Consider the following 24783-nt stretch of genomic DNA (forward strand, 5'->3'; position numbering starts at 1 on the left):
GCATGGGAGGGCTCAGGGGGGTCGTGGGATGGAGCCGGATGAAAGCGTCCGGTCCGTGTAGGCCTTCCCCAAAGCACGGCGTGTGCCAGCCCTCCGCAGCGGCTTCCCGCGCACGGTTTCCCTCTGGAGCGCCCATTCCACGAGGTGCTCCGCCCCCCATGCTTCTGGTGAGGCGGGCCATCAGGGGTGGTGACGCGTGTCACCAGCGCCCCGTGTTCCTAGACCTTGCACTCCCGGCTCTTGCTGAGCACCCCGAGCTCGTACCGGGTGACGAGGCCGCGCCCGATCTCCCGGGCCATGAGCCGGTACACGGCCGAGGTGGGATGCTTCTGGTCCTTCGTCGCGATGGGGGTCGGGGGCAGCGGGGCGTGCTGGTAGTTGACCTGGCTGGAGGAGGAAAGCGGCGCCAGCGAGGGCGTGAAGCCTGGAGGCGGCGCGAGCCGGGGGATGGGCGGACCCGGGATGAGGGGCGTGGAGGGGAGCGGGCCGACGTGGGGGTAGTCCACGGGCGGCGCCTTGGCCTGCGCCGTCGCGGTGAGGTTGTTGTCCGCGAGCGTCCTGTTGATCCCCTTGAGGAGGGTGAACATGTCCACCAGCCAGATGGGCTGTTCATCCCGGTGCGCCAGTTGCGTGTACTCGTCGAGCTTCGCGTTGAAGGCCCGGGCCCCGTTGGTGAGGTTCCACACCGACTGCTGGGTCTTCGTGGGCGCGTAGTAGACCGCGTCCGCGGGGTCCGGCAGGTTGAGCAGCGTGAAGTGGATCCTCCCGCCGGGGGTCGCCATGGCGAGCTCGTTGATGAGCTGGAAGATCTCCACGACGACCCGCTCCATGTCCGTGTGGGGACGCTTGTTGGTCACCAGGTCGTTCAGGCCGAACCAGATCATGAACATCGTCGTCCCGGGCAGACCGCCGGGACAGGCGGCCAGCTCCTTGCGGTAGCGCGTGACCTGCTGGCGGAACGTCCCGAGCCCCGTTCCGGGACGGTCCGACGCACCCATCGCGCCGCCCTCGGCGTAGTTCACATATGTGATGGGCCGCCCGAAGCCTGAATCCTGATTCGAGTCCCGGCTGAGCGAGCGGTGGACCTGCGTCGCCGCCAGGCTCCGGACCTTCGCGGTCGCCTTCTTGTCGAAGGGATCGTCCCCGTGGAACATCGAAATCCCACCGGCCCACTCCCAGAGGAAGTCCGTCCAGTTCTTCCCGTCGCTGAAGCGCCCCAGCTCGTTGGTCAGCATCAGCCCGGTGGTGTTCGCGAACATGCCCAGCCCGGTGTCGGCCTTGTTGCCGATGTCCGACATGCTGTCGCCAAAGATGATCAGGTTGTCGAGCTGGGTTCGCGGCATGGCTGTCTTTCTCCGGGGTCGAGCGCTCCGGGGAAAACTCTACCCCTGTCCGCCGCCCCAACCCCTCTGATAAGTCGGGACGAAACGCGTCGGGGGTCCAAAGACAATGGCGACGAAGACTCGGGAACCGCAGCCCATCGACGCGTATCTGGCGAGCCTCACGGACCCGGCGGCGAAGAAGACGTTGCGAGCGCTGCGGATGCAGCTCCGGAAGCTGCTCCCAGGCGCCACCGAGACGATCAGCTACAGGATGCCCACCTTCAAGGTGGACGGGAACGCCGTGGCGGGTTTCGCGTTCTTCAAGACCCACTGCGGCTACTACCCCTTCAGCGGCGGTGTGGTGCCGGCGCTGAAGTCAGAGCTGGACGGCTACACCACGTCGAAGAGCGGCATCACCTTTCCGCCCGACCAGCCGCTCCCGGTGAAGCTGGTGAAGATGCTGGTACAGGCGCGGCTCGCGGAGATCGCCACGCGTGGGAAAAAGCCCGCGGTCGCGAGCAGGAAGGCGCTCATCACCGAACGCGTGACAGACGCCGCCGTGAAGGAGGCCACCGGACGTGACTGGAAGGCCTGGATGCGTGCCCTGGACAAGGCGGGAGGGGCCGGGCTGAATCACAAGCAGCTCGTCGCGCACCTGGCCCGGGAGGTCGAGTCCGGTTGGTGGCAGCAGTCCATCTCGGTCGCGTACGAGCAAGCGCGGGGCAAGCGGGTGGTGGGGGAGACGGCCGCGACGGGCTTCCAGGTGGGCGTGGTGCGCACGCTGCCGATGAGCGCCCCCCAGGTGTGGGAATGGCTCACGACGCAGCCGGACCACTGGCTTGGCGCGGGCGCGACGTTGAAGCTCGAAAAGGGGAGCCGCTATGAGGTCCCCAAGCGTCGCGGAGCGCCAGCGGTGCACGGGGAGATCCGCGTGGTGAAGCCCGGGCAGCGCCTGCGCATGACCTGGCAGCCAGACGGCTGGAAGAAGCCGGCGACCCTGCAGTTCACGCTGACGCCGAAGCCGCGGGGCGTCTCCCTTGTCGTGCACATGGAGAAGCTCCCGGACGCGAAGGCCCGGGAGGTGATGCGGGAGCGCTGGTCGGAGATCCTCACGGGCCTCGCGAAGGACTGACCCCGTCAGGGCTCGCGAGCCCCGCCTTGCGGTCGATGGGCGAACAGCTCCTTGTAGCGCGCCGCGGCCGACATGGCGTTGGGCCAGCCGGCGTAGAACGCCAGGTGCGTGATGAGCTCGACGAGCTCCTCCTGCGTCACGCCGTTCTCGATGGCGCGCGGAAAGTGGAAGGTCATCTGTTCGGTCTTGCCGGTCGCCACCAGCGCCGCGCAGGTGATGAGGCTGCGGTCGCGCTTGGACAGTTGGGGTCGCTCCCAGACGTCCCCGAACAGGACGTCGTCGGTGAGTTCGGCCAGCTTCGGCGCGAAGTCACCCAGGGCCTTCTGGGCGGCGGATGCGGGCTTCTTTGTCTCCATGTGTGGTCTTCCTTCCAGCGAAGGGGTGAGGAAGCTGATCAGATTCCTCTTTGAGAGGTGAAGGTGGAGGGCCGGGCGGAGACCTCCGCTCCGGCCCGGTTCTCAGCGACCGACCCTGGCCTGGAGGTGCGCTGGGTAGCGCTCGCCCTGCACCGTGAAGTGGGAGAGGGCGCCGTTGATGTCACGCAGCTCCTCGGGCGTCAGCGTGACGGCCGCCGCTCCGGCGTTCTCCTCCAGGCGGTGCAGCTTGGTGGTGCCCGGGATGGGGACGATCCACGGCTTCTGGGCCAGCAGCCACGCGAGCGCGAGCTGTCCCCGGGTCACCTTCTTCCGTGCCGCCAGCTCACCGAGGATCGCCACCAGGTCCTGGTTCGCCTTCCGGGCCTCCGGCGCGAAGCGCGGGACGACGTTGCGGAAGTCCGTGCTGTCGAAGGTCGTGCTCTCGTTGATGGCTCCCGTGAGGAAGCCCTTGCCGAGCGGGGAGAAGGGCACGAAGCCGATGCCCAGCTCCTCCAGGGTCGGCAGGATCTCCTTCTCGGGTTCCCGCCACCACAGGGAGTATTCGCTCTGGAGGGCGGTGACCGGCTGGACCGCGTGCGCTCGGCAGATCGTCTGGGCGCCGGCTTCGGACAGGCCGAAGTGCTTGACCTTGCCTTGCTGGATCAGCTCCTTCACCGTGCCGGCGACCTCCTCGATCGGCACGTTCGGGTCGACGCGATGTTGATAGAAGAGATCGATGCGGTCGGTCTTGAGCCGCTTGAGCGCCGCCTCGGCGACGGCCTTGATGTGCTCCGGCCGGCTGTTCATGCCGCTCTGGCCGCCGGCGTCGTCGAAGTCGAAGCCGAACTTGGTGGCGATCACCACCTGGTCCCGGATGGGCGCGAGGGCTTCGCCCAGGAGCGTTTCGTTCTTGTAGGGGCCGTACGCTTCGGCGGTGTCGAAGAAGGTGATCCCCCGCTCGAAGGCCGACCGGATCAACTGGATGGCCTGTTGCGTGTCCGTCGCCGGGCCGTAGCCATAGCTCAACCCCATGCAGCCGAGGCCGATGGCTGAAACTTCCAGGCCGCTGTTTCCAAGTTTGCGCTTCTGCATTGTCGTTCACCCCGTTCGCCAGGAAAGCTAAGGCCCGGGGGTGGGGATGACTACACACCCTGCGCCAACAGGCTCTTAAGGGATGTTTAACAATGGCGTGGCGGCTGACGGGGGGGCGTAGGCTGCGAGCAGGGAAGCCAGCGGCGAACCTGCCCATCCGCTCGCACGCACCCTGAGCACGGGAGGCGTGTCCGCTTCAGGTCAGCCTGGCCAGGGCCATCCCGGTGCCAGGTGAGCGAGCCCTTTGCTGTATTCCTCTGTCGGGTCGAAGTGGCCCATGACGTCCAGGTGGAAGTCCGTAGGGAAACCGATGAAAGGCGAAGCTGACATGAAGATGAAGACCTACTTCCGAAGTCACCGGGCGCTGTGCCTGCTGCTGGCAGGGGTGCTGCTGTCTGCCTGCGAGAAAGACGAGCCGAAGCCAGAGCCTGATCCTGGTTCGGACGTGTTGCGCCCCGGGGCCAGCGGGGAAGGGGAGCTGACGGAGCAGGGGCAGCGGGTCCGCTACAAGCTGGCCACGCAGGCTGGCCACTTCTACCGTTTCGGATGCGAAGGCGACAACCTGCCCCGCTGCGAGGTGCGGAGGCTGGACCCGGGCACGCTGGAGCCCCTGCCGCCCGCCTCGGACAAGGTCGCCGCCCACGCCAGCACGACCTGGCGCGCGGCGGTGGACGAGACCGCCGTCGTGGATGTGCGGTCGTCCGTCAACACGGACGTCCAGGTCGGCAGGTATGCCTTCGACTTCTCCGAGACCGATGACACCGAGGGCAACACGCCAGAGGACGCTGTTTCCCAGCCGGTGCCGGCGGAGTTCACGGGCCGCGTGAACGCTCCGGTCCCGGACGACGTGGATGTCTTCCGGTTCTCCATCCCCCAGGGTCACATCCTGTCGGTGCTCTGCATCGGGACGGACGGCGACGCACCCGACACGGAGGTGGTGAGGGCGGATGGGACGTTGCTCAACAGGTACACCTATCTGGGCCCCAGGGACGGGGAGTCAGCGCTGTCCGCCGAGAATGACCTCGGAGAGGATCTCTTCCTGCGCGTCTCCTTCAAGGCGGCGCAAGGGCGGGGCCAGGTGGAGGGCTATCGCTGCACGGTGAAGGACGACGGGCTGGACGATCATTCCGACGCGCCGCTGGCGGCCACGGTGGTGGCGGTGCCCTCCACGACGGCCGTGGTCTTCTGGCCCACGGGCGACGTGGACGTGCTCGCGGTGGACCTGGTGGAAGGCCACAAGTACCGGCTGTCCACGGTTTCGGGGGGCTATCCGTTCTATGCCGGCACGACGGTGATGGATGCCCAGGGGGCGGTCATCGCGAAGGACCTCGTGAGCAACTACAACTCAGGGGCGGACTTCACGGCGCCTGGCACCGGGCGCTACTTCCTTTCACTCCGGCGCATCTTCGGTCCCGGTGTCTGGAAGTTCATCTTCCCCACGGCCTTCACCTACAGCATCTCCGAGGTCGCGCCCTGAATCCCCCAGGGTGACGCGCCCGTGGAAGCGCGCGGCTCCCGGTCCCGGTGACAGCCCGGGACCGGAGCGGTGTTCCATCCGCCGCCGGCAACCCCCGGCGTTCCCCAACGAGGAGATGGAACATGGCGGTCCTGCACCGTGGATTGCGGCTGGGCATGACGTTGCTTGCGAGTGTGATGGCTCCCGCATGTGGACCCGAGTTCCCGCCCGGAAGCGTTCCGGAGGTGGGAGAACTCGAGTCGACCGGAGTGGGGCTGGAGGAGGGGGCGCGCCTGCCCCCACTCAATCGCGAGGCCCTGCGGCAGGCCATTTCGGGCCTGCCGGACGGGGAGGTGACGGGCGCGCTCGTCCGGGTCGATGGCGCGGAGGGGCGGTGGATCGGGGCGTCCGGCGTGGCGGACGTGCGGACGGGGGCGCCGGTGCGGGCGGATGCACGCTTCCGCATCGGCAGCATGACCAAGACCTTCACCGCCACCGTGGTGTTGCAGCTCGCCGCCGAGCGCCGACTGGACCTGGACCGGCCCGTCCAGGAGTACCTGCCGCGCCTCCTGCCCGCGAACGTCTACGCTCCCATCACGGTGCGGCAGTTGCTCAATCACACGCATGGCCTGCCCGGCGTGCCGGTGCCGCAGAAGGATCCGGAGTGGTTCTTCGTGAACCGGTTCCGGCGCTACAGCCCCCGGGAGCTCGTCTCGCTGGCCTTGCCCGAGGGGCCGCGATTCGCGCCGGGCACGCAGCAGCAGTACGGCAACATCGGCTACATCGTCGCGGGGCTGCTCATCGAGCAGGTGACGGGCCGTCCCTATGGTGACGCGGTGCGGGACCGCATCCTGCGTCCGCTGGGGCTGCGGGACACCTTCGTGCCCGGCAACCTGGTGACGATTCCCGGGCCGCATGCCCATGGCTATGAGGTGGTCGCGGCGCAAGGGGAGGGGTGCCCGACGGGGGCCATCGCCTACCAGGGGCGGTGTCTGGTGGACGTCACGGAGGCCAGTCAGTCCGTCCCCTGGGCCGCGGGCGAGATGATCTCCAGCACGGCCGACCTGGACCGCTTCCTCGTCGCGCTCTTCCAGGGCCGGCTGCTGCCGCGTGCGCAGATGGAGGCGCTGTTCACCGTCCCGGACGTGCCCGCCGTGGGAGGCGGCCGCGCCACCTACAGCGCGGGGCTGTCTCGCATGGACGTCAACGGCCTCACGCTGTGGGGCAAGAGCGGCGACCGGCACGGCTACAACAACGGGATGGGGGCCACGCGCGACCTGCGCCGGCGGCTCATCTATTCGGTCAACACGCTGCGCATGGGGCAGGACCGGCCGGACATCGCCGCGCGCATCGTCGCGGCGGCCATGGCTGGCCTCCAGGCCAATCCCTAGGGTCCCAGGGACCGGGGCTTTCTGGCAGAGTGCGTGCTTTTGCTGGGGGCCCGCCATGCAGACCAGTGTCATCACCGAGGTGTTCCTGCCGATCGCGCTGGGCGTGATCATGCTTGGCCTTGGTTTGAGCCTTTCGCTCGCCGACTTCCGCCGCGTGGCCCAGTTTCCGCGCGCGGCGCTGGTGGGCCTGGGCTGTCAGACGTTGCTCATGCCGGTGGTGTGTTACGGCATCGCGGTCGGCTTCGGTCTGCCTCCGCAGCTGGCCGTGGGGTTGATGCTGCTGGCGGCCTCGCCGGGCGGTGCGACCGCGAACCTCTTCAGCCACCTGGCCAAGGGCGATGTCGCGCTGAACGTCAGCCTGACGGCGGTCAACAGCGTGCTGTCGCTGTTCACGCTGCCGCTCATCGTGAACTTCTCCCTCCTGCATTTCATGGGGGAGGAGCGCGCCATTCCGTTGCAGTTCGCCAAGATCGTCCAGGTGTTCGGCATCGTCCTGGTGCCCATCTCGCTGGGAATGTGGGTGCGCGCGAAGTGGCCGGCGCTCGCGGACCGGCTGGACAGGCCGGTGCGCATCATGTCGGCGCTGTTCCTGGTGCTGGTGGTGGCCGCCGCGATCATCAAGGAGCGGGCGCAGTTGGTGACCTACTTCCAGAGCGTGGGGCTCGCGGCGCTCGCGTTCAACCTGGCCAGCATGGCGGTGGGCTTCGTGGTGCCCATGCTGCTGCGCATCGAGCGCAAGCAGGCGGTGGCGATCGCGATGGAGGTGGGCATCCACAACGGCACGCTGGCCATCGCCATCGCGTCCAGCCCGCGACTGCTCAACGACGGCGTGATGGCCATTCCCGCGGCCATCTACAGCGTCATCATGTTCTTCACCGCGGGCGTCTTCGGAGCTCTCGTCGCCCGGAGACAGGCCGCGAGCGTGGCCGCCGTGAGCCCCCGGTAGGCAGGCCGACGGTCGCGGGTTCAACCCCGCGAGTGTGGGGCCGTGTGGGGGCTTCCGGGAAAAAGAGGGGGCAGTGTCGATGGATGGGCGCGTCGTTCGTCGCGGAAGTAGAAGCCCGCGCATCCACCTGAACGCGGCACGCCCCCTTTCCCGGAGCACCTCATGGACACCGCCCTTTCCCCCGCTTCCACCCCCGTGGAGGCTTCCCAGCAGAAGAAGAAGTCGCTGACCCGGTTCCTGCCGACCATCGCTCGCGTGCTGATGGGGCTCGTCTTCTTCGTCTTCGGCCTGAACGGCTTCCTCGACTTCATCCCGCCGCCGCCGAACCTGGATCCGGCGGACCCGGCGGTCGCCTTCGGCATCGCGATGAAGGCGACGGGCTACCTGTTCTGGCTGGTGAAGGGCACGGAGGTGGTGGTGGGCGCGCTGCTGCTGACCAACCGCTTCGTGCCGCTGGCGCTGGCGCTCATCGCGCCCGTCCTCGTGAACATCTTCATGGTCCATGCGCTCCTGGCGCCCGCCGGCCTGGGGCTCGCGGTGGTGCTCATGACGCTGGAGCTCTTCCTGGCCTGGTCCTACCGCGCGGTGTACCGCCCCATGCTCGGCATGCGGGTCGCCCCCGGCGCTTGAGCCTGATGGCGAAGCGGGGCTTCACGTCCCGCTTCGCCCGTTGCACGAACGCGTCGGGCAGGCCTCAGCCCGCGTCCTCCTTCGCCCGGGCGCGGACCTCCGCCGCGAACAGCTCCGCCGCGGGCGTGCGGGGTGCTCCCTTTCGCCAGAGGAGCGCCGCCAGCTCGGAGCGGGGCGCTGGGGACAATCGCTTCACCACCAGGCGCTCCGCGTCCGCGAGTCGCGGCTCCGGAAGCACCGTGACGGCGAGCCCCGCGCGGACGATGGCCAGCACCGTGGCCACCGCATTCGATTCGAGCGCGACCCGGGGGGCGAACCGCATCGCCGCGAAGTGCGCGTCCACCCGCGCGCGAACCCGCAGCCCGCGCGACAGCAACGCGAACGGCTCCTCCGCGAGCAGCTTCACCCCCACGGACTCCGCCCCCGCCAGCGCGTGCCCCCGCGCGACGACGAGCGCGAGCCGGCTGTCGAAGACGGGCTCCGCATCCAGGTCCGTCAGGCGTGCGGGCGCATAGCCCAGCCCCACGTCCAGCCTGCCGTCCGCAAGCCGCCGCTCCAGCCTTCTCACGACGGCCTCCTCCGCGCTCAGCGCCAGCCCGGGATGTCTGCGGAGCACCGCCGTGAGCGCTGGCACGACGATGCCGCGCATGCTCGGTGGGTAGCCCACGCGGAGCGCTCCCGTGGCCAGCCCCCGCAGCGCGCCCACCGCCGACAGGCCTGCGTTCACGTCCTCCAACGCGCGGGACGCATACGTGCGGAACAGCTCCCCAGCCTGTGTCAGCCGCACCCCGGCGCGGGCCCGCTCGAAGAGCGGTGTGCCGACCTCCTCCTCCAACTGACGGATCTGCTGCGACAGCGTGGGCTGGGAGATGTGCACCCGCCGCGCTGCGCGCCCGAAGTGCAGCGTGTCAGCGACGGCGGAGAAGTAGCGGAGGTGTCGGAGCTCCATGGGCCCATCATAGATGGCATCTATCGGCTCGATGAGAACAGACGAATGTACGAATCGAGGCCCGCGGGTACATCTTCCTCGCCACGAAGGAGAGGGACCCCATGAAGGCATCAGACCTGTTCGTCAAAGCGCTCGAAGCGGAGGGCGTGCGCTGCGTCTACGGACTTCCCGGCGAGGAGAACCTGGATCTGCTCGAGTCCATGCGCGCCGCCGGCATGCGCCTCGTCGTCACGCGCCACGAGCAGGCCGCCGGCTTCATGGCCGCCACGCAGGGCCGGCTCACCGGGCGCGCGGGCGTGTGTCTGGCCACGCTGGGGCCGGGGGCCACCAACCTGGTCACCGCCGCCGCGTACGCCCAACTGGGCGCCATGCCCATGGTGATGCTCACCGGCCAGAAGCCCATCAAGGCCAGCAAGCAGGGCCACTTCCAGATCGTCGACGTCGTCGGGATGATGCGGCCCCTCACCAAGTCCACCCGCACGCTCGTCTCCGCGGAGCACGTCCCCTCGGCGGTCCGCGAGGCCTTCCGCCGGGCGGAGGAGGAGCGCCCCGGCGCCACCCATCTGGAGCTGCCCGAGGACGTGGCGCGCGAGTCCACCGACGCCGTGCCCCTGTCGCCCGGTGTCCTGCGCAGGCCCGTGGCCGACGAGGCGTCCATCGCCCAGGCCGTGGAGACCCTCGCGTCGGCCCGCCGCCCGCTCTTGATGATTGGCGCGGGGGCCAACCGCAAGCTCACCTCGGAGATGCTCCGCGCCTTCGTGGACCGCGTGGGATTGCCCTTCTTCAGCACGCAGATGGGCAAGGGCGTCGTGGATGAGGCGCACCCGCTGTGGATGGGCACCGCGGCGCTGTCCGACGGCGACTTCGTCCACCGCGCCATCGAGTCCTCGGACTGCATCCTCAACGTGGGCCACGACGTCATCGAGAAGCCCCCCTTCGTCATGCGCGACGGCCGCCGCACGGTGATCCACCTGGACTTCTCCTCCGCGGAGGTCGACCCCGTGTACTTCCCGCAGGTGCAGGTGACGGGAGACCTGGCCAATGCCGTCTGGCGCATCGCGGAGGGCGTGGGCACGCGCTCGCACTGGGACTTCACGCCCTTCGAGCGGGCACGCGCGGGGCTCGACGCGCAGTTCGTGAGCGGCGCCGCCGACGACCGTTTTCCCATCTACCCCGCGCGGCTCGTCGCGGAGGTGCGGCGCGCCATGCCGGAGGACGGCGTCGTGTGCCTGGACAACGGCATGTACAAGCTCTGGTTCGCCCGCTACTACCGCTGCCGCCGGCCCAACACGCTGCTGCTCGACAACGCGCTCGCGACGATGGGCGCGGGCCTGCCGTCCGCCATCGCCGCGAAGCTCGTCCACCCCAAGCGCAAGGTGGTGGCCGTCTGTGGTGACGGCGGCTTCATGATGAACTCGCAGGAGCTGGAGACGGCGGTGCGCTTGAAGCTGGACCTGACGGTGGTCGTGGTGCGCGACGACGGCTACGGGATGATCCGTTGGAAGCAGGGGGAGATGGGCCTGCCGGACTTCGGGATGACGCTGGGCAACCCGGACTTCGTCCGCTACGCGGAGGCATACGGCGCGCGCGGACACCGCCCGTCGAGCGCCACCGAGTTCGGCGCCACGCTCGCGCGCTGCCTGGAGTCGGGCGGCGTGCACGTCATCGACCTGCCCATCGACTACCCGGACACCGCGCGGGCGCTGGGTGCCGGCGCGCTGGTGGAGGCGTGAGCCATGGGAACGAAAGAGAACGAGGAGAACACCATGCTGGCTGAGCGCTACCCGTACTACCTGGCCAACCGACCGCGACAGCCCAACGCGGCGCTGGCCGTCACCGACAAATACTCGGGGGACATCGTCACGCACGTGGCCGTCGCCGACGCGGCCGCGGTGGAGGAGGCCATCGCCGCCGCGGTGCGCGCGACAGGGCCGATGCGCAAGCTGCCGCCCTACGCCCGGCAGGAGGTGCTGGAGCACTGCGTGCGCCGCTTCCAGGAGCGGGCCGGGGAGCTCGCGCTCGCCCTGTGCATCGAGGCGGGCAAGCCGCTGCGCGACGCGCGGGCGGAGGTCACCCGCCTCATCGAGACCTTCAAGGCGGCGGCGGAGGAGGCCGTGCGCGGCGGGGGCGAGGTCCTCAACCTGGAGGTGTCGCGGCGCACGGAGGGCTACCGGGGCTTCACCCAGCGCGTGCCCGTGGGGCCGTGCTCCTTCATCACGCCGTTCAACTTCCCGTTCAACCTGGTGGCGCACAAGGTGGCCCCCGCCATCGCCGCGGGCTGCCCCTTCGTCCTCAAGCCGTCGGACCGCACGCCGGTGAGCGCGCTGCTCATGGCGGAGGTGCTCGCGGAGACGGACCTGCCCGAGGGCGCCTTCTCCGTGCTCCCCACGCGCCTGGAGGACGTGGGCCCGTTCATCGAGGACGACCGGTTGAAGCTCCTGTCGTTCACCGGCTCGGAGAAGGTGGGGTGGGACCTGAAGGCGCGCGCTGGCCGCAAGAAGGTGGTGCTGGAGCTGGGCGGCAACGCGGCCTGCGTGGTGGACGCGGATCAGGCCGGGCGCCTGGACTTCGTCGCGGACCGCATCGCCCAGGGCGCCTTCTTCCAGGCGGGGCAGAGCTGCATCTCGGTGCAGCGCGTGTTCGCGCACGCGTCGCTGTACGAAGCCCTGCGGGAGCGGCTCGTCGCGCGGGCCCGGGCCCTGCGTCCGGGCAACCCCCGGGACGAGTCCACCACGCTGGGGCCCCTGATTGACGAGCCCGCGGCGCGGCGCGCTGCTCGAGGCCACGGTGCTGGAGGGCGTCCTCGAGGACGCGCCGCTGTGCGCGGAGGAGGCCTTCGGGCCCGTCGTGCTGCTCCAACCGTTCCAGGACTTCGACGAGGCCCTGCGCCAGGTGAATGCCGGACGCTATGGCCTGCAAGCAGGCCTCTTCACGCAGGACGTGTCGCGGGCGATGCGGGCCTGGGACGAGCTGGAGGTGGGCGGCGTCGTCGTCGGTGACGTGCCGAGCTTCCGCGTGGACACCATGCCCTACGGCGGGGTGAAGGGCTCCGGGCTGGGGCGCGAAGGCGTGAAGTACGCCATGGAGGACATGACGGAAGTGCGGCTGCTCGTGCTCCGTCAGGGTTGAACTGTCACACGGGGGCGGGAACGGGCCCCTGCCTTCGGCCGGAAGTTGAATATCCCGCCGACCGTCACGTAGATGGGGCCGTGCGGCGCCAGGCCCGGCCCGCCTCTTACGTTTGGGGACTCAACGAATGAACAGGAAGCTCGGCACGGCAGTGTTCATGATGATGGCGTGCACCTTCGGCCCGATGACGGCCGCCGCGGAGGAGGACGATGAGTCGGCGAGCGAGGCCACCATCGATGTCACCGGCACCGGCGAGACGTCCACCCACGAGTGCAAGCCGGACAGCACGGTGGAGATCACCGGCGCGTCCAACAACGTCACGCTGACCGGCGAGTGCAAGAGCGTCACCGTGAACGGCTCCAGCAACGTCGTGAAGGTGGAGGCCACCCGCGTCATCGACGTGACGGGGGCGTCCAACACCGTCACCTGGAAGCGCGGTCACGGCAAGTCGAAGCCGAAGGTCAGCCGCACCGGCATGGGCAACAAGATCACCCAGGAGAAGTAATGCCCCGGGGCGACGCGTGACCCCGCCGGTCACGCGTCGCGCCAGAGGTCCTTCGTCACCTGCACCACGCGGTCGCGGATGAAGCGGATGGCCTCGTCGTCCTCGACCGCGCCCCGCCAGAGCAGCTCCAGCGGCGTCCCCTGCAGCGCGAGCGGCACCGCCGTCGTCTGGAGGTGCGGGCGCAGCCGGAGGATGTCGCGCGCGACCATGAGTGGCACGGTGGCGAGCAGCGCACTGCCATCCACCAGGGCGCCGATGCTCTGGAACGTCGGCACCGACACCCGGACACGGCGCTGGACGTCGAAGTGGTCCTCCACGACGCCGCGCAGGTCTCCGTTGTACGAGACGATGACGTGCTCGTGCTCCAGGTAGCGCTCCAAGGTGAGGCGCCTTCCGACGCGCGCATGGCGCGGGTCATACAGGCACACGAAGCCCCCGTTGAAGAGCTCCAGGCGCTGGGTGCCGGCCGGAAGCTCATCCGCCACCGTCACCGCGAGGTCCACCGTCGAGCGGGTCAGGGCCTCCACGACGGTGCGGAACTGGACCGGCAGCACCACCAGCGTCATGCGCGGCGCTTCCCGGGCAAGGATTTGGAGGAGGGGAGGGAGCAGCCAGGCCTCGGTCACGTCCGACAGGCCAAGGCGCACCGTCCGCTCGCTCGTCATCGGGTCGAAGGACACCGGTGACAGCGTGGCCTCCACGAGCGCCCCCAGGTGCGGCCGCGCTGAAGCCAGCAGGCGCTCGCCGCGCGTGGTCAGCACCAGCCCCCGCCCCGAGCGGACGAAGAGGGGCGCGCCCACCGCGGACGCGAACCGTCTCAGCGCCGCGCTCACCGCGGGCTGCGTGAGGTAGAGGCGCTCGGCCGCCGCCGTGACGCTGCCGGCCTCCGCCACCACGATGAAGACGCGGAGCAGGTTGAGGTCCAGGTTCCTTCCATAGATGGCGTTCATGATTGGGATACATCCTATTCAATGGATTTCAGCGTGGCGAATGATGAATCTCTGCTCACACGGAAGGGGCGACACATGGCCACGCAAGAGACGAAGCAGGCGCAGCGCACGGTGAAGCTGGGGGCCACGGGGCCGGACGTATTCCCGCTCGGGCTGGGGTGCATGGGCATGTCGGGCATGTACGGCGTGACGGATGACGCGGAGAGCATCCGGACCGTCCAGACCGCCATCGACCGGGGTGTCACGCTCATCGACACCGGGGACTTCTACGGGATGGGCCACAACGAGCTGCTGGTGGGGCGCGCCATCGCGGGCCGGCGGGAGCGGGTGCAGCTGTCGGTGAAGTTCGGGGCGCTGCGCGGGCCGGATGGAAGCTGGATGGGCATGGACATGCGTCCCGCCGCGGTGAAGACCTTCGCGGCCTACAGCCTGAAGCGGCTGGGGGTGGACGTCATCGACATCTACCGCCCCGCGCGGTTGGATCCCGCGGTCCCCATCGAGGACACCATCGGTGCCATCGCGGACCTCGTGAAGGCCGGCTACGTGCGCCACATCGGGCTGTCAGAGATGGGGGCGGAGACGATCCGCCGCGCGCACCGCGTGCACCCCATCGTCGACCTGCAGATTGAATACTCGGTGGCGAGCCGTGGCCCCGAGGCGGACATCTTCCCCGTGCTCGCGGAGCTGGGCATCAGCGCGACGCTCTACGGTGTCTTTTCCCGGGGGCTGCTGACGGGGAGCAAGCCGAAGGGGCAGGGGGACTACCGCGCGTACCTGCCGCGCTTCGCGGGCGACAACGGCGAGAAGAACCAGGACAGCGTGGCCGCCTTCCAGCGCTTCGCCCAGGAGCGCCGGATGACGCCGGGTCAGCTCGCGATCGCCTGGGTGATGGCGCGCCAGCCGGCCTTCGTTCCCGTGGTGGGCGTGAAGACGCAGGCACAGCTGGACGACGCGCTGGGCGCCCTCACCCGGCCGCTGTCGAAGGAGGACGCGGCGGCGCTGGAGTCGCTGGTGACGATTGCCGGCGACCGCTACCCGGCGGAGCAGATGCACCACCTGGACAGCGAGCGCCGGTAGCCGCGCCGGGGCCTGCCCGCGGGGTCAGTACACCCAGACGCTCTTCGGCTGGAAGGGCAGGGTGCTCTGTCCCGAGTGCGGATCAACGGGGTGCGGACCGCCGACACAGTCCTCGTTGAGGAACAGCGACGCGTAGTAGTTCCCCGTGTTGATGGCCGAGTACGCGCGGTCCTCCCAGCCGTGCTCCGGCAGGTTCACGCACACCCCCACGCCGGGCGTGATGGAACGGACGTTCCAGACCGCACCCGTGTAGTCCACGCCGTCGAACAGGCAGAGCACGCCCGAGAAGGGACAGGGTGAGTCGTCCTGGGCCACCGCGCTTCCCGGGGTCAGCAGCGACGCGACCGCCAGGGCTCCGGTCGCCACGAGGATGCGCCACCGGGGCGCGTGGCGATGCATGGAAAGACGCTTGAACCAGTTCACCATGGATCCTCCTTTGCCCTTCAAGGGCAGGTCCTTTGTGAGCCAAGGAGGATAGTCAGTCTTGCTGGAAATGCAGGACTTTCGCTGCTGCGGTGAAAGTGTGGTGATTGGGCAATGAGAGACGCCCTCGACCCTCCGCGTCTGTCTTCCATTGAGCATGCATGACGCAGCGCAATCGCTACGGGCCGAGCTCCACCGTTCCTTCCGTCCCCACCCGCAGCACCACCTGGGCGGGTGGGGCGCTTGCGTGTCCGGCGAGCCACTGGGCCAGCCGGGTGACGACGTGCTGCTCCACCGCGCGCTTCAGGGGTCGGGCGCCGTAGCGCGCATCGAAGCCGGTGCGCGCCAGGTACTCCACCACGTCCTCGCCGAAGGACACCTTCACACCCCGACGGGTGAGCCCCTCGCGCGCCAGGGCCGCCTCCAGTGTGCGCCGCGCCAGGGCCCGGATGACGTCCGGCGTGAGGGGCCGGTAGGGCACCACCTGATCCAGCCGATTCAGCAGTTCGGGTCGGAAGAAGGCGGTGGCTGCGCCCAGGTAGTGCTGCTCCAGGTCGCGCACGCTGCCCCCGCCGAAGCCCAGCGAGCGCCCCGCGCTGTCCGCGCCCAGGTTGCTGGTGAGCAGCACCACCGTGTTGCGGAAGCTGACGGTGCGGCCGGTGCCGTCCGTGAGGCGTCCCTCGCCCAATACCTGGAGGAGCAGGTCATGGACGCCCGCGTCCGCCTTCTCCACTTCGTCCAGCAGCACCACGCCGAAGGGCTGCTCACGCACGCGGCGCGCAAGGCCGCCCTGCTGGCCGCCCACCTCGCCCACCAGTCGCGCGGCGCTGCCGGGCGCCGCGTACTCCGCCATGTCGAAGCGGGCCAGCCGGGACGTGTCGCCGAAGAGGTACTCCGCCAGCGCCAGCGCGGACTCCGTCTTGCCCACGCCGGTGGGGCCCAGCAGCAGGAAGGCGCCCAGCGGGCGGGACGGGTCCGCCAGCCCCGTCTTCAGCGTGACGATGAGGTTGCGCAGCAGCAGCGTGGCCTCGTCCTGGCCGACGATGCGCTCGCGGAAGCGCCGCAGCAGGGCCTCCGGATCCAATCGCACGGACGTGTCCACCAGCTCGCGCGGGTAGCCGGTGCGCGTGCAGAAGGCCTGCGTCACCCCGGCCGCGTCCACTTCTCCGGTGGAGGAGGGCTGGGTGCTGGCCGAGCGCAAGAGGGCCACCGCACCCCCGGGAGGCGGGCCGTCTCCGAAGCGCTCCGTCAATTCGGCGGCGCGCTCCAGCGCGTCCTGCGTGAAGCGCACCTTGCGCGCGCGGGCCACCCGCTGCGAGGCCTGCTGGAGCGCGGAGCGCGCGGCCACGGCGGCCAGGGGCGCCACCGAGAGCTGCCGCAGCGCCTGCAGGAAGGCCCCGTGCGTCCGCTCCGCGCGGGCCACGTCCTCCGGGGTGGCCTCCAGCACCAGCGCCACCTCTCCGCCCTCCAGGGCCGGTAGCAGGTGACGCGCCACGTCCAGCCCCGTGTCGCCGCCGCCCAGCGAGAGCAGCTCCGACAGGCTGTCCAGGTGCAGCACCGCGCGGCGCACGCGCAGCGCCTCCACCATGTGCTGTACGCGCTCCTGCCACTGCCCCAGGTAGCGCATGCCGGCCATGATGCGGCCGCCCGACGTGCTGTAGACCTCCAGGCCGCGCAGGGGATGGCCCACGGCGGCGACTTCCGCGCGCTGCACCAGTTCGTGCACGAGCGCTGTCTTGCCCACCGACGCCGGGCCCACCAGCAGCACGCTGGCGCGGCTGCTCGCGGTGACGGCCTCGGCGAGCCGGGCTACCTCCGCGTCGCGCTCCCACGCTCGCTCCAGCAGTCCGGCGCGCGCCTCTTCGTTGAGGCAGCGGCTGGCCTCCGCGAGCCCGGGAGGCGGCGGCAGGCGCTTCGGCTGCTTCGAGGTCCCCTCGTCGGCGCGGGCCTTCGGCGTCTGCTTCCCGCGCGAGGGCACGGACAGCGTCTCCACCGACTCCTCGCCCAGGTACGCCAGCCCGTGCAGCCGCTCCAGCGGCGCGAGGTACAGCTCGTGGCGGACCAGCTCCTCCACGTAGGACTCCAGGTCCGCCGCGTCGTGCAGCATGCCCTCCACGCCCACGCGCGGCACCCACACCCGCAGCGGCCCCTTCGCCTTCGCCTTCGCCGTGTCGCCCTTGCGCGCGGTGCGAGACGCGCCGCGCCCGCCGTGGGTCACCACCGTGAGGCGCAGCGGTACGGGCAACAGCCGCCCGTGCTGCATGGCGCGCACGGTGAAAGCCATGCGGCGCTGGCGCAGATCCTCCCAGTGCGTCACGTCGTCCCACAGCTCGCCGCGGTGCAGGAGGCGGCCCACCACCTCCGCCAGGTCCAGCCGCGCGGTGCTCAGGTCGGCGGCGAACGACGCCAGGTGCGGGTGCGTCAGCACGTGGGCCGCCACGCCCAGTCCCGGGTAGCGGCGCACGAAGAGATGAAAGTTCTTGTCCATGGCTCAGCCCTCCTTCCGGGTCGCGCGCCGCAGCACGCCCCCGGCCCAGGCGAGCGCCTCCGACGGCGTGCGCCGGCTCGCCAGGTGTAGAAGCCCGCTCTCGCTTCCCTCCACCACCACGCGGCCCGGGCGCTGCTCCCGTGCCGTCCCCGCGCGCCGCGCCTCGCGTTCCGCCGCGCGCACCGCATCCCGCGCGGCCACCGCTCCGGACACGTCGTCCATCAGGCCCGCGCCGCCGTCCATCAGCTCCACGCGCACGGGCGCAGGGCGCACCAGGTCGCCGCGCAGAGTCTCCACCAGTGCGTATCCCTCCAGCGGCGCCAGCACCTCCGCGAGGCCGAAGGCGGTGAGGCTCACGGCGATGCGCCGCACCCGCACCCCCACCGGACGCTGCGAGCCGGGAGGCGCCCAGGCGATGCGGCCCTCCGGCTCCACGCGCTCCTCGTGCACCGCCGCGCGCCCCAGGGCCTGCGGCAGCGCGCGCGCCACCGCCTCCAACGCGGACACGGGTGCATCGCCCAGTCCTTCGATGAGCACTGTCCGCACGTCCGGCCCGCGCTCGCGGCAGGCGAGCTGATGCGCAAGCCAGTCCACCTCGTCCCGCAGGTTCACCACCCGGGGGCGGCAGCGACGCAGCCGCTCCTCGCGGGACACCGGCAGGGGAACGGAGGCATAGGTCGGACGGGCCCGGAGGCCGCCGCGACCGGGGTTGCGGCGCCAGTCGTACGCGCGCTCGACCTCCTTGGGCACCGCCTCCTCTGTCTCCACGAAGTCGCGCTCCGCCAGATCGGTCTCCCGGATGTCCACCGCCTCCACACGGAGGCGCTCCAGCCGCTCCAGCAGCTCCAACGCTTCCGCGTTCGCCGCCGGGGCGCGAGGTCGTGCCGCCTCCCCGGCGGAGAGCGCATCCAGCCGCGACGCCGTCTCCTCCAGCACGCGCGACACATCCGCCAGCGTCCAGACCGCCGGGTCCGGCTCCGGCGCCCAGGCCGACTCGCGCGTCATCAGCTCCACGGACAGACCCATGTCGTCGCCCCGGGGGAACAGCTCCACCCGGGCGAGGTCCTCGGCGCCTCGGCGCACCAGGTGGTGGGCCAGGGGCACCGTGAGGCGCCGCTCCAGCGCGCGCTTGAGGGGACGCGCGCCGTAGCGCGGGTCATAGGCCTGCTCCACGAGCAGATCCAACAGCGCGGGCTCCACCTCCACCAGCACGTTGCCGCGGCGGATGCCCCGGCGCGACAGCAGCGACTCCAGCGCGTGCTCCACCACCACGCGCAGCGCCGTGGGCGTCAGCGGGCGGAAGGGCACCACCCGGTCCAACCGGTTGAAGAACTCCGGGCGGAAGAAGGCGCGCACGGAGGACAGGTAGTGCGCCTCCGCGCTGTCGGCCGTGCGATGGAAGCCGGTGCGCGCCGCGGCCTCGCGCACGCCCAGGTTGGACGTCAGCACCACCACCGCCTGTCGCGCGTCCACCGTGCGGCCGGCACCATCCGTCAGCCGCCCCTCGCCGAGGAACTGGAGCAGGGCATCGAAGACGCGCGGGTGCGCCTTCTCCACCTCGTCGAAGAGCACCACGCAGAAGGGCTGGGTGCGCAGCGCGGTGGTCAACTCACCGTCCGGCGCGCCCGGCATGCCGAGCAGCCGGGTGATGCTGGACGCGGACACGAACTCCGACATGTCGAAGCGCACGAGCCGCCCCTCGCCACCGAAGAGGGTGCGCGCCAGGGCCTTGGCCGTCTCCGTCTTGCCCACGCCGGTGGGGCCCACGAAGAGGTACGTGGCCAGCGGCTTGTCCGGCGGCTGCAACGAGCGTTGCAGCGTGAGGATGGCATCCACCACCGCGGACACCGCCTCCGGCTGGCCCGCCACCTGCGCGGCCAGCTCACGCTCCAGCGCGTCGCGCGTCTTCGGCGGCGCGCTGCCCAGCACGAAGTCCGGCAGGCCCGTCTGCTCGCGCATGGCGGAGGTGACGTCCTCCTGGGTGAAGCGGCGCACGCCGTTCTCCTGCGTGCCGGGCCGCGACACCACCCGGCGCAGCAGCCGGACGGCCTTGCCCGGAAAGGCTTCGTGCGCGACGAAGCGCTGCTGCAGATCCAACAGCGTCTCCAACGCCAGCGGGGACAGCCGCACCGCGCCCGCGTGGCTCGCGGCCTCCAGCTCGCGCAGCGTGCCCAGGAGCGCGGGCAGCGTGGCGCGCGCGTCCAGCGCCGGCACGTGCACCACGCGGAAGAGCGAGGCGAAGGTGGGGGCCTCCTCACGCACGCGCTCGAAGCGCTCCGGCGTGGACTCGGCCAGCACCGTCAGCTCACCGCGCGCCAGGTGGGGCTCCAGGAACTGCGCCACGTTGGTGCGCTCGCTGTGGGTGCGCCCCGCGTAGACGAGCGAGGCCAGGTCGTCCACGTAGAGCAGGTCGCCCACCTCCACCAGCTCCTGCACCACGCCGCGCGCGCGGGCCTCCCACTGGCCCACGTACATCATGCCCGCGATGAACTGGTTGCCGTCCACGCGCCACACGTCGCGCCGGGTGCCCGCGGCGTCCTGCCGCGCGGTGAGGCGGCTGACGGCCTCGTGCACCAGCGCCGTCTTGCCGGAGCCGGACGGGCCCACGAGGATCACCGCGGCGCCCTCGCGGCCTTCCAGCGCGTCCACCACCTCGCGCACCAGGGCCTCGCGGCCGAAGCAGTGCTCCAGGGCTCCGTCCCGCGCGCCATGGCTCAGGTTGCGGGCCACCGCGCGCAGCTCCACGAGCGACAGGCGGCGGCGGTTGCGGCGCGCTTCGCGCTGCTCGGGCGTCTCCGGGGTCGGCTCCTTCTTCTTCTCGGCGGTGGCCTTGCGGCGGCGCGCCGCAGTGGGGGGCTTGGGCGGAGTCCTCGGGAGGACGGTGGGCGCGTACGCGTCCACCTCCAACAGCTCCAGGCGCTCGTGTCCGGTGGACCAGGCCTCGTCCAGGTTCTCCAGGTCGTGCTCCAGGCACCACGCGGCCAGCCGGCGCGCGAGCGCCTGGGGCAGCGCGTCCGGGTGGCCGAGCGCGAAGCGGGCCGCGGGCAGCCGCGTGGGCGTCACCACCCAGAACTCGTCGCGCGGCCACTTCTCCAGCAGCACGGCCATGCGGCCCTGGAGGACGACGCGCTTGTTCTTTTCGCGGTCCCTCGCCTCCGTGTCCACGTTGACGTGCCGCAGGGCCAGGTGCGGCGGGAGCTGATAGGCCGCTACGTTGGCCACGGGCTCCTTCTCGAAGCGCTCCATGACGGCGAGCGCCAGCTCATCGCGGAGCGTGGAGAGGCTGGGGCCCACGCCGCTCAGCCGGGGCCAGAAGGCGGGCACCCAGGCCTGCACCAGCCGTCCGCCAAGAGGGCACACCACCAGGGGAAGCTTGAGGTCCATGGCGTCAGTCCTCCTTCCGCGCGCCGAAGACGCGCCACTGCAACCACGCTTCCAGCAGGGCTTCCATGTCCAGCCCCGCCGACCCGTAGCGCTGCTTCGCGCCGGTGCGCAGGTCTTCCAATGAGCCTCCCCCCAGGTCGCTGGAGGAGGGACGCAGCCGGCGCACCTCCTCCTTCGTCAGCGACTTCTCCAGGTCCTCCAGCGCCGGCAGTGCGTGCAGGGCCAGGGGCTGCGGCTCGAAGCGCACGCGCACCAGCGCGGCCTGGCTGCCCTCGACGAAGCGGTGCACGCCCTGCTCACCCGCGAGCAGCAGCGGCAGCGTGTCGCTGGTGAGCTGCAGCGCATACGCGGCGGGAGTGCGCTTCAACGTGGCCAGCTCCGCCTTCTGCTCCCAGCTCCACTTGTGCCGGAGGTCCTTGTCCTTGCGCGAGGGCTTCGGCTTCTCTCCGTCCTTGGGCTCCTCGGGCAGCAGCAGGGCCCGCTGGAAGGCGATGGACTGCGCCTGGGCCCAGGCCTCGTAGGCCTTCGCCAGCGTGCACAGGTGCGGCCACGCGCCGCGTCCGGGAACGAGCAGGAGGGTGACGCCGCGTGAGGGCGGAAAGAGGCTGGCGTGGATGCGCTGGCGCAGGGGCTGGAAGGCCCGCCGCAGTCCGGCCACGTCGCGGGCCAGGGACTCCGCCTGTCCCACGGCGCGCGTGAGGTGCGCCTCGAAGAGGAGGTCCTCCACGGCCTCGGCCTGCTGCGCGCAGTCTCGGAAGGCCTTGTCCAACTCGCGCGCCTCGGACGACTTGCGCGAGGACGCCTCGGCCAGGGCCCGCTCCTCCCAGTACGCCGGCTGGCGGGACGCCTTGTCGAAGACGGCCAGCTCGCGGCGCAGGGCCAGCATGGGTTCGCAGCGGCTCCAGCGCTGCACCTCCGCGCGCAGGCTGGCCGCGTCCTCCAGCACCTGCTCGATGGCCTGCCGTCCCACGCCCTCCGCGTCCCCGCCCACCGCCTCCGCGCGCAGCGCGAGCCCCGTGTCGCCGGCCTCCACGGACAGCTTCACCGCGCCGCCCCGGGGATGCGCGGCGAGCCATGCCGCCACCGGCACGACCAGCTCCCGCTCCAGCGCGCGCTTGAGGGGACGGGCGCCATAGCGCGGGTCGAAGCCGCGCGCGGCCAGCCAGTCCAGCGCGGAAGGGGCGACCTCCAGCGCCGCGTCGTGGAGGGACAGGCCCGGGCGGCGGCACACGGCCTCCACCTCGCGCACCACCAGCCGGCGCAGCAGGTCCTGGGAGAGGGGAGAGAAGACGACCACGTCATCGAGCCGGTTGAACAGCTCCGGGCGGAAGAAGCGCTGCACCTCCGCGAGGTAGTGCGCGCGCAGGGCGGCGGTGTCGGGCGCGCCGCCGGAGGAGTCGAAGCCCACGCGGGCGCGCCAGGTGTCCGCGCCCAGGTTGCTGGTGAGCACGAGCACCGCGTTGCGGAAGTCGGTGAAGCGGCCGGACGCGTCGGTGAGGCGGCCCTCGCCCAGCACGCCCAGCAGCGCGTCGTGCACGGCGGGGTGGGCCTTCTCCACCTCGTCCAGCAACACCACGCAGAAGGGCTGGCGGCGCACCGCGGAAGACAGGTGTCCGGGCGTCTCGCCGTCACCCAGCAGGCGCAGCAGCGCATCCGGGCCGGCGTACTCGCCCATGTCCAGACGGACCATGCGCTCCTTCGCGCCGAAGAGCAGCTCCGCCAGGGCCTTGGACAGCTCCGTCTTGCCCACGCCGGTGGGGCCCACGAAGAGCAGCACGCCCAGGGGACGGCGGGTGTCGGCGAGGCCCGCCTTGAGCACGGACACCACCGCCGCCGCGCGCTCCACCGCCGTCTCCTGCCCCAGCACCCGCGTGGAGAGGAAGGCGCGCACCCCGGCCGGCTCCAGCGGGACGTCGTCGCGCAGGAGCGACTCGGGGATGCCGGACTCGGAGGCGAACTGGCGGACGGCGTCCAGGCGGGTGACGCGCGGCTGGGCCGCGTGCGCGCACGTGGCCAGCAGGCGGCGGAGGAAGGCCACCGCGTTGCCCACCTGCGCGCCGTAGGGCAGGAAGCGGCGGCAGAGGAAGCGCGCCTCGTCGAGCGCCTCGGGCAGCACCTCCAGCGGCTTGGGTCCCGCGTCGTCCTCCGCCACGCGCGCGAGGATTCGGGCCAGCGCGTCCGCTGACGGCTCCTCCACGCGCACCACGGAGAAGAGGCGGGCGAAGCTGGCGTTGCGGCGCTCCACCTGGGCCCACGTCTCCGGCGTGGCCTCCGCCACCACGGACACCTCGCGGGTGGCGAGCAGCGGCAGGAGGAGCTGGGCCACGTTCTGATCGCTGTGCGCGCTCTTGCCCGCGTCCAGCAGGTCCACCGCGTGGCCCAGGCTGAGGATCGCGTGCGACTCGGCGGCTTCACGCAGGCAGCGGATCACCTGCTGCTGCCAGTCGCCCATCATGCCCTCGCCCGCGATGAGGCGGCTGCCATCCAGGAAGAAGAAGGGACGGGCGCGCTCGGATGCGGTGCCTGCGGGCGCGCGCAGCTCCTGGGCGAGCGCGTGGAGCACCGCCGTCTTTCCCACGCCGGAGGGACCCACCAGCACCACGGACTCCGCGTCCTTCGCCGCGAGGCGCGCGCGGAGCAGCGTCACCAGGGCGTCCTGCTCGTACGCGGGGTCGAGCTGACCGTCCTGGGCGAGCGCATGCCAGGGCACGGCGATGCGGTCCAGCGTGGGAGTGGGGGGCGGCTTCTGGGGCCGTGCGCCCGCGTCGCGGCGGCGGGAGCGGCGGCGCGGCTCCCACGAGTCCGGGTCCAGCGCGTCCTCGTCCTCGTCGTCCAGGCCGGCGGCGTCCGACTTCTCCGCTGGAGCATCCGGAGGACGCGGCGGCGGGCGGATGTCCAGGCGAAGCTGGCGCGGGGTGAGGGTGGCGAGCGGGGTGGGCGTGGCCTGCACCTCCAACTCCACCAGCGACTCCTGGCCCTCCGGGCGCAGCGCGAGCCGACGCGCGTCGGAGAGGCCCTCCAGTTGTTCGCTCAAGCGCTCCGTCGCGTCCGGGGGGAGCGCCTTGCCCTGGAACCACAGGTGCGTTCCGAGCCTCGGGGTGTGAAGTCCGGTGAAGGACTGGTGCGCGGGGGCGACGACGGCGGAGAAGTGCAGCGGTGAGACGGTGTTCTCCTCCGCGCCCCAGACGGGGATGCCCGGCACCTCCAGCGTGTGCAGGACGCCGTCGGGCGCGGCGATGAACTCCGGCACCCGGCGGGGGTGTACGCGGGTGAGCTGATCATCCAGCGCCAGCGTCAGCTCCTCGGTGGCCTTCTCCAGCGAGTCCGCGTGCACGGCGAGGTGGGGAAGGGCCAGCGGCGTGAGCGTGACCCGGCGACTGGCGTGCCGCTGCACCCAGCATTGAAAACGGAAGTTCATGGAGAGGGCTCAGGCTAGCACGGCGCCGCACAGCGACGCCCCGGGCCCCGGGGAACTGACGCGCGGCGGGACGCAGTGGAAGCTTCGCGGCGATGCGGGGCCGCCCCGTCTTCCTGATGCCGCGCGGCATCCTGG

At 71.0% G+C, this 24783-nt stretch carries 17 protein-coding genes and 1 pseudogene; 9 read left to right on the forward strand and 9 right to left on the reverse strand.

From position 1 onward, the window contains the following. Positions 1-218: 218 nt before the first annotated feature. Positions 219-1343: an SGNH/GDSL hydrolase family protein gene (locus D7Y13_RS10220; protein WP_120630674.1), complete on the reverse strand. Its 1125-nt coding sequence runs from the start codon at positions 1341-1343 to the stop codon at positions 219-221. 106 nt (positions 1344-1449) lie between these two features. Here D7Y13_RS10220 and D7Y13_RS10225 point away from each other — a divergent pair, with 106 nt between their 5' ends. Next, positions 1450-2454, forward strand: a complete 1005-nt coding sequence (locus D7Y13_RS10225) for an SRPBCC domain-containing protein (protein WP_120532731.1) — start codon at positions 1450-1452, stop codon at positions 2452-2454. A gap of 5 nt (positions 2455-2459) precedes the next feature. Here the strand turns inward: D7Y13_RS10225 and D7Y13_RS10230 are convergent, their stop codons facing one another. Together D7Y13_RS10230 and D7Y13_RS10235 are read right to left on the reverse strand one after the other, a co-directional pair. Then, positions 2460-2810 carry a carboxymuconolactone decarboxylase family protein gene (locus D7Y13_RS10230; protein ID WP_120532730.1) on the reverse strand — a complete coding sequence of 117 codons (351 nt, stop codon included), beginning with the start codon at positions 2808-2810 and terminating at the stop codon, positions 2460-2462. 102 nt (positions 2811-2912) lie between these two features. Beyond that, positions 2913-3902, reverse strand: a complete 990-nt coding sequence (locus D7Y13_RS10235) for an aldo/keto reductase (protein ID WP_120583418.1) — start codon at positions 3900-3902, stop codon at positions 2913-2915. Between the two features lie 328 nt (positions 3903-4230). On the opposite strand from D7Y13_RS10235, the gene D7Y13_RS10240 reads away from it, so the two are divergent. From D7Y13_RS10240 to D7Y13_RS10255, 4 genes are all read left to right on the forward strand, one after another. Beyond that, complete coding sequence (locus D7Y13_RS10240; RefSeq protein ID WP_120532728.1) at positions 4231-5379, forward strand: hypothetical protein; 1149 nt, start codon at positions 4231-4233, stop codon at positions 5377-5379. 122 nt (positions 5380-5501) lie between these two features. Beyond that, positions 5502-6749, forward strand: a complete 1248-nt coding sequence (locus D7Y13_RS10245; protein WP_120532727.1) for a serine hydrolase domain-containing protein — start codon at positions 5502-5504, stop codon at positions 6747-6749. A gap of 55 nt (positions 6750-6804) precedes the next feature. Continuing rightward, positions 6805-7695: a bile acid:sodium symporter family protein gene (locus tag D7Y13_RS10250; RefSeq protein ID WP_120532726.1), complete on the forward strand. Its 891-nt coding sequence runs from the start codon at positions 6805-6807 to the stop codon at positions 7693-7695. 162 nt (positions 7696-7857) lie between these two features. Beyond that, positions 7858-8325 carry a DoxX family membrane protein gene (locus D7Y13_RS10255; protein WP_120532725.1) on the forward strand — a complete coding sequence of 156 codons (468 nt, stop codon included), beginning with the start codon at positions 7858-7860 and terminating at the stop codon, positions 8323-8325. A gap of 64 nt (positions 8326-8389) precedes the next feature. Here the strand turns inward: D7Y13_RS10255 and D7Y13_RS10260 are convergent, their stop codons facing one another. Next, on the reverse strand, positions 8390-9274 hold the full coding sequence (locus tag D7Y13_RS10260) for a LysR substrate-binding domain-containing protein (protein ID WP_120532724.1): 885 nt from the start codon (positions 9272-9274) through the stop codon (positions 8390-8392). A 101-nt stretch (positions 9275-9375) separates the two neighbouring features. Between D7Y13_RS10260 and D7Y13_RS10265 the strand changes: the two genes are divergently transcribed. From D7Y13_RS10265 to D7Y13_RS10275, 3 genes and pseudogenes are all read left to right on the forward strand, one after another. Next, positions 9376-11007 (forward strand): acetolactate synthase large subunit, encoded by a 1632-nt coding sequence (locus tag D7Y13_RS10265; RefSeq protein ID WP_120532723.1) that lies wholly within the window; start codon positions 9376-9378, stop codon positions 11005-11007. A gap of 33 nt (positions 11008-11040) precedes the next feature. Next, positions 11041-12403 (forward strand): annotated as a pseudogene (locus tag D7Y13_RS10270) (aldehyde dehydrogenase family protein). Positions 12404-12530: 127 nt separating this feature from the next. After that, on the forward strand, positions 12531-12908 hold the full coding sequence (locus D7Y13_RS10275) for a DUF3060 domain-containing protein (RefSeq protein WP_120532722.1): 378 nt from the start codon (positions 12531-12533) through the stop codon (positions 12906-12908). A 29-nt stretch (positions 12909-12937) separates the two neighbouring features. Here the strand turns inward: D7Y13_RS10275 and D7Y13_RS10280 are convergent, their stop codons facing one another. Further along, positions 12938-13858, reverse strand: a complete 921-nt coding sequence (locus D7Y13_RS10280) for a LysR family transcriptional regulator (protein WP_120583417.1) — start codon at positions 13856-13858, stop codon at positions 12938-12940. A gap of 75 nt (positions 13859-13933) precedes the next feature. On the opposite strand from D7Y13_RS10280, the gene D7Y13_RS10285 reads away from it, so the two are divergent. Continuing rightward, the gene (locus tag D7Y13_RS10285) at positions 13934-14935 is read left to right on the forward strand and encodes an aldo/keto reductase (RefSeq protein ID WP_120583416.1); all 1002 of its coding nucleotides are present in this window, start codon (positions 13934-13936) and stop codon (positions 14933-14935) included. 24 nt (positions 14936-14959) lie between these two features. On the opposite strand, the gene D7Y13_RS10290 is transcribed toward D7Y13_RS10285, so the two are convergent. The 4 genes from D7Y13_RS10290 to D7Y13_RS10305 form a co-directional block, all read right to left on the reverse strand. Then, positions 14960-15361 (reverse strand): peptidase inhibitor family I36 protein, encoded by a 402-nt coding sequence (locus D7Y13_RS10290; protein WP_158620353.1) that lies wholly within the window; start codon positions 15359-15361, stop codon positions 14960-14962. Between the two features lie 175 nt (positions 15362-15536). Continuing rightward, entirely contained in the window at positions 15537-17846 is a 2310-nt protein-coding gene (locus D7Y13_RS10295) for an AAA family ATPase (protein ID WP_120583414.1), read from the reverse strand. A gap of 3 nt (positions 17847-17849) precedes the next feature. Next, complete coding sequence (locus D7Y13_RS10300; RefSeq protein WP_120583413.1) at positions 17850-21230, reverse strand: AAA family ATPase; 3381 nt, start codon at positions 21228-21230, stop codon at positions 17850-17852. 4 nt (positions 21231-21234) lie between these two features. Further along, positions 21235-24648: an AAA family ATPase gene (locus D7Y13_RS10305; RefSeq protein ID WP_120532716.1), complete on the reverse strand. Its 3414-nt coding sequence runs from the start codon at positions 24646-24648 to the stop codon at positions 21235-21237. Between the last annotated feature and the right edge of the window lie 135 nt (positions 24649-24783).

This window comes from Corallococcus praedator, from assembly GCF_003612125.1.
GTDB classification, from domain to species: Bacteria; Myxococcota; Myxococcia; order Myxococcales; family Myxococcaceae; genus Corallococcus; species Corallococcus praedator.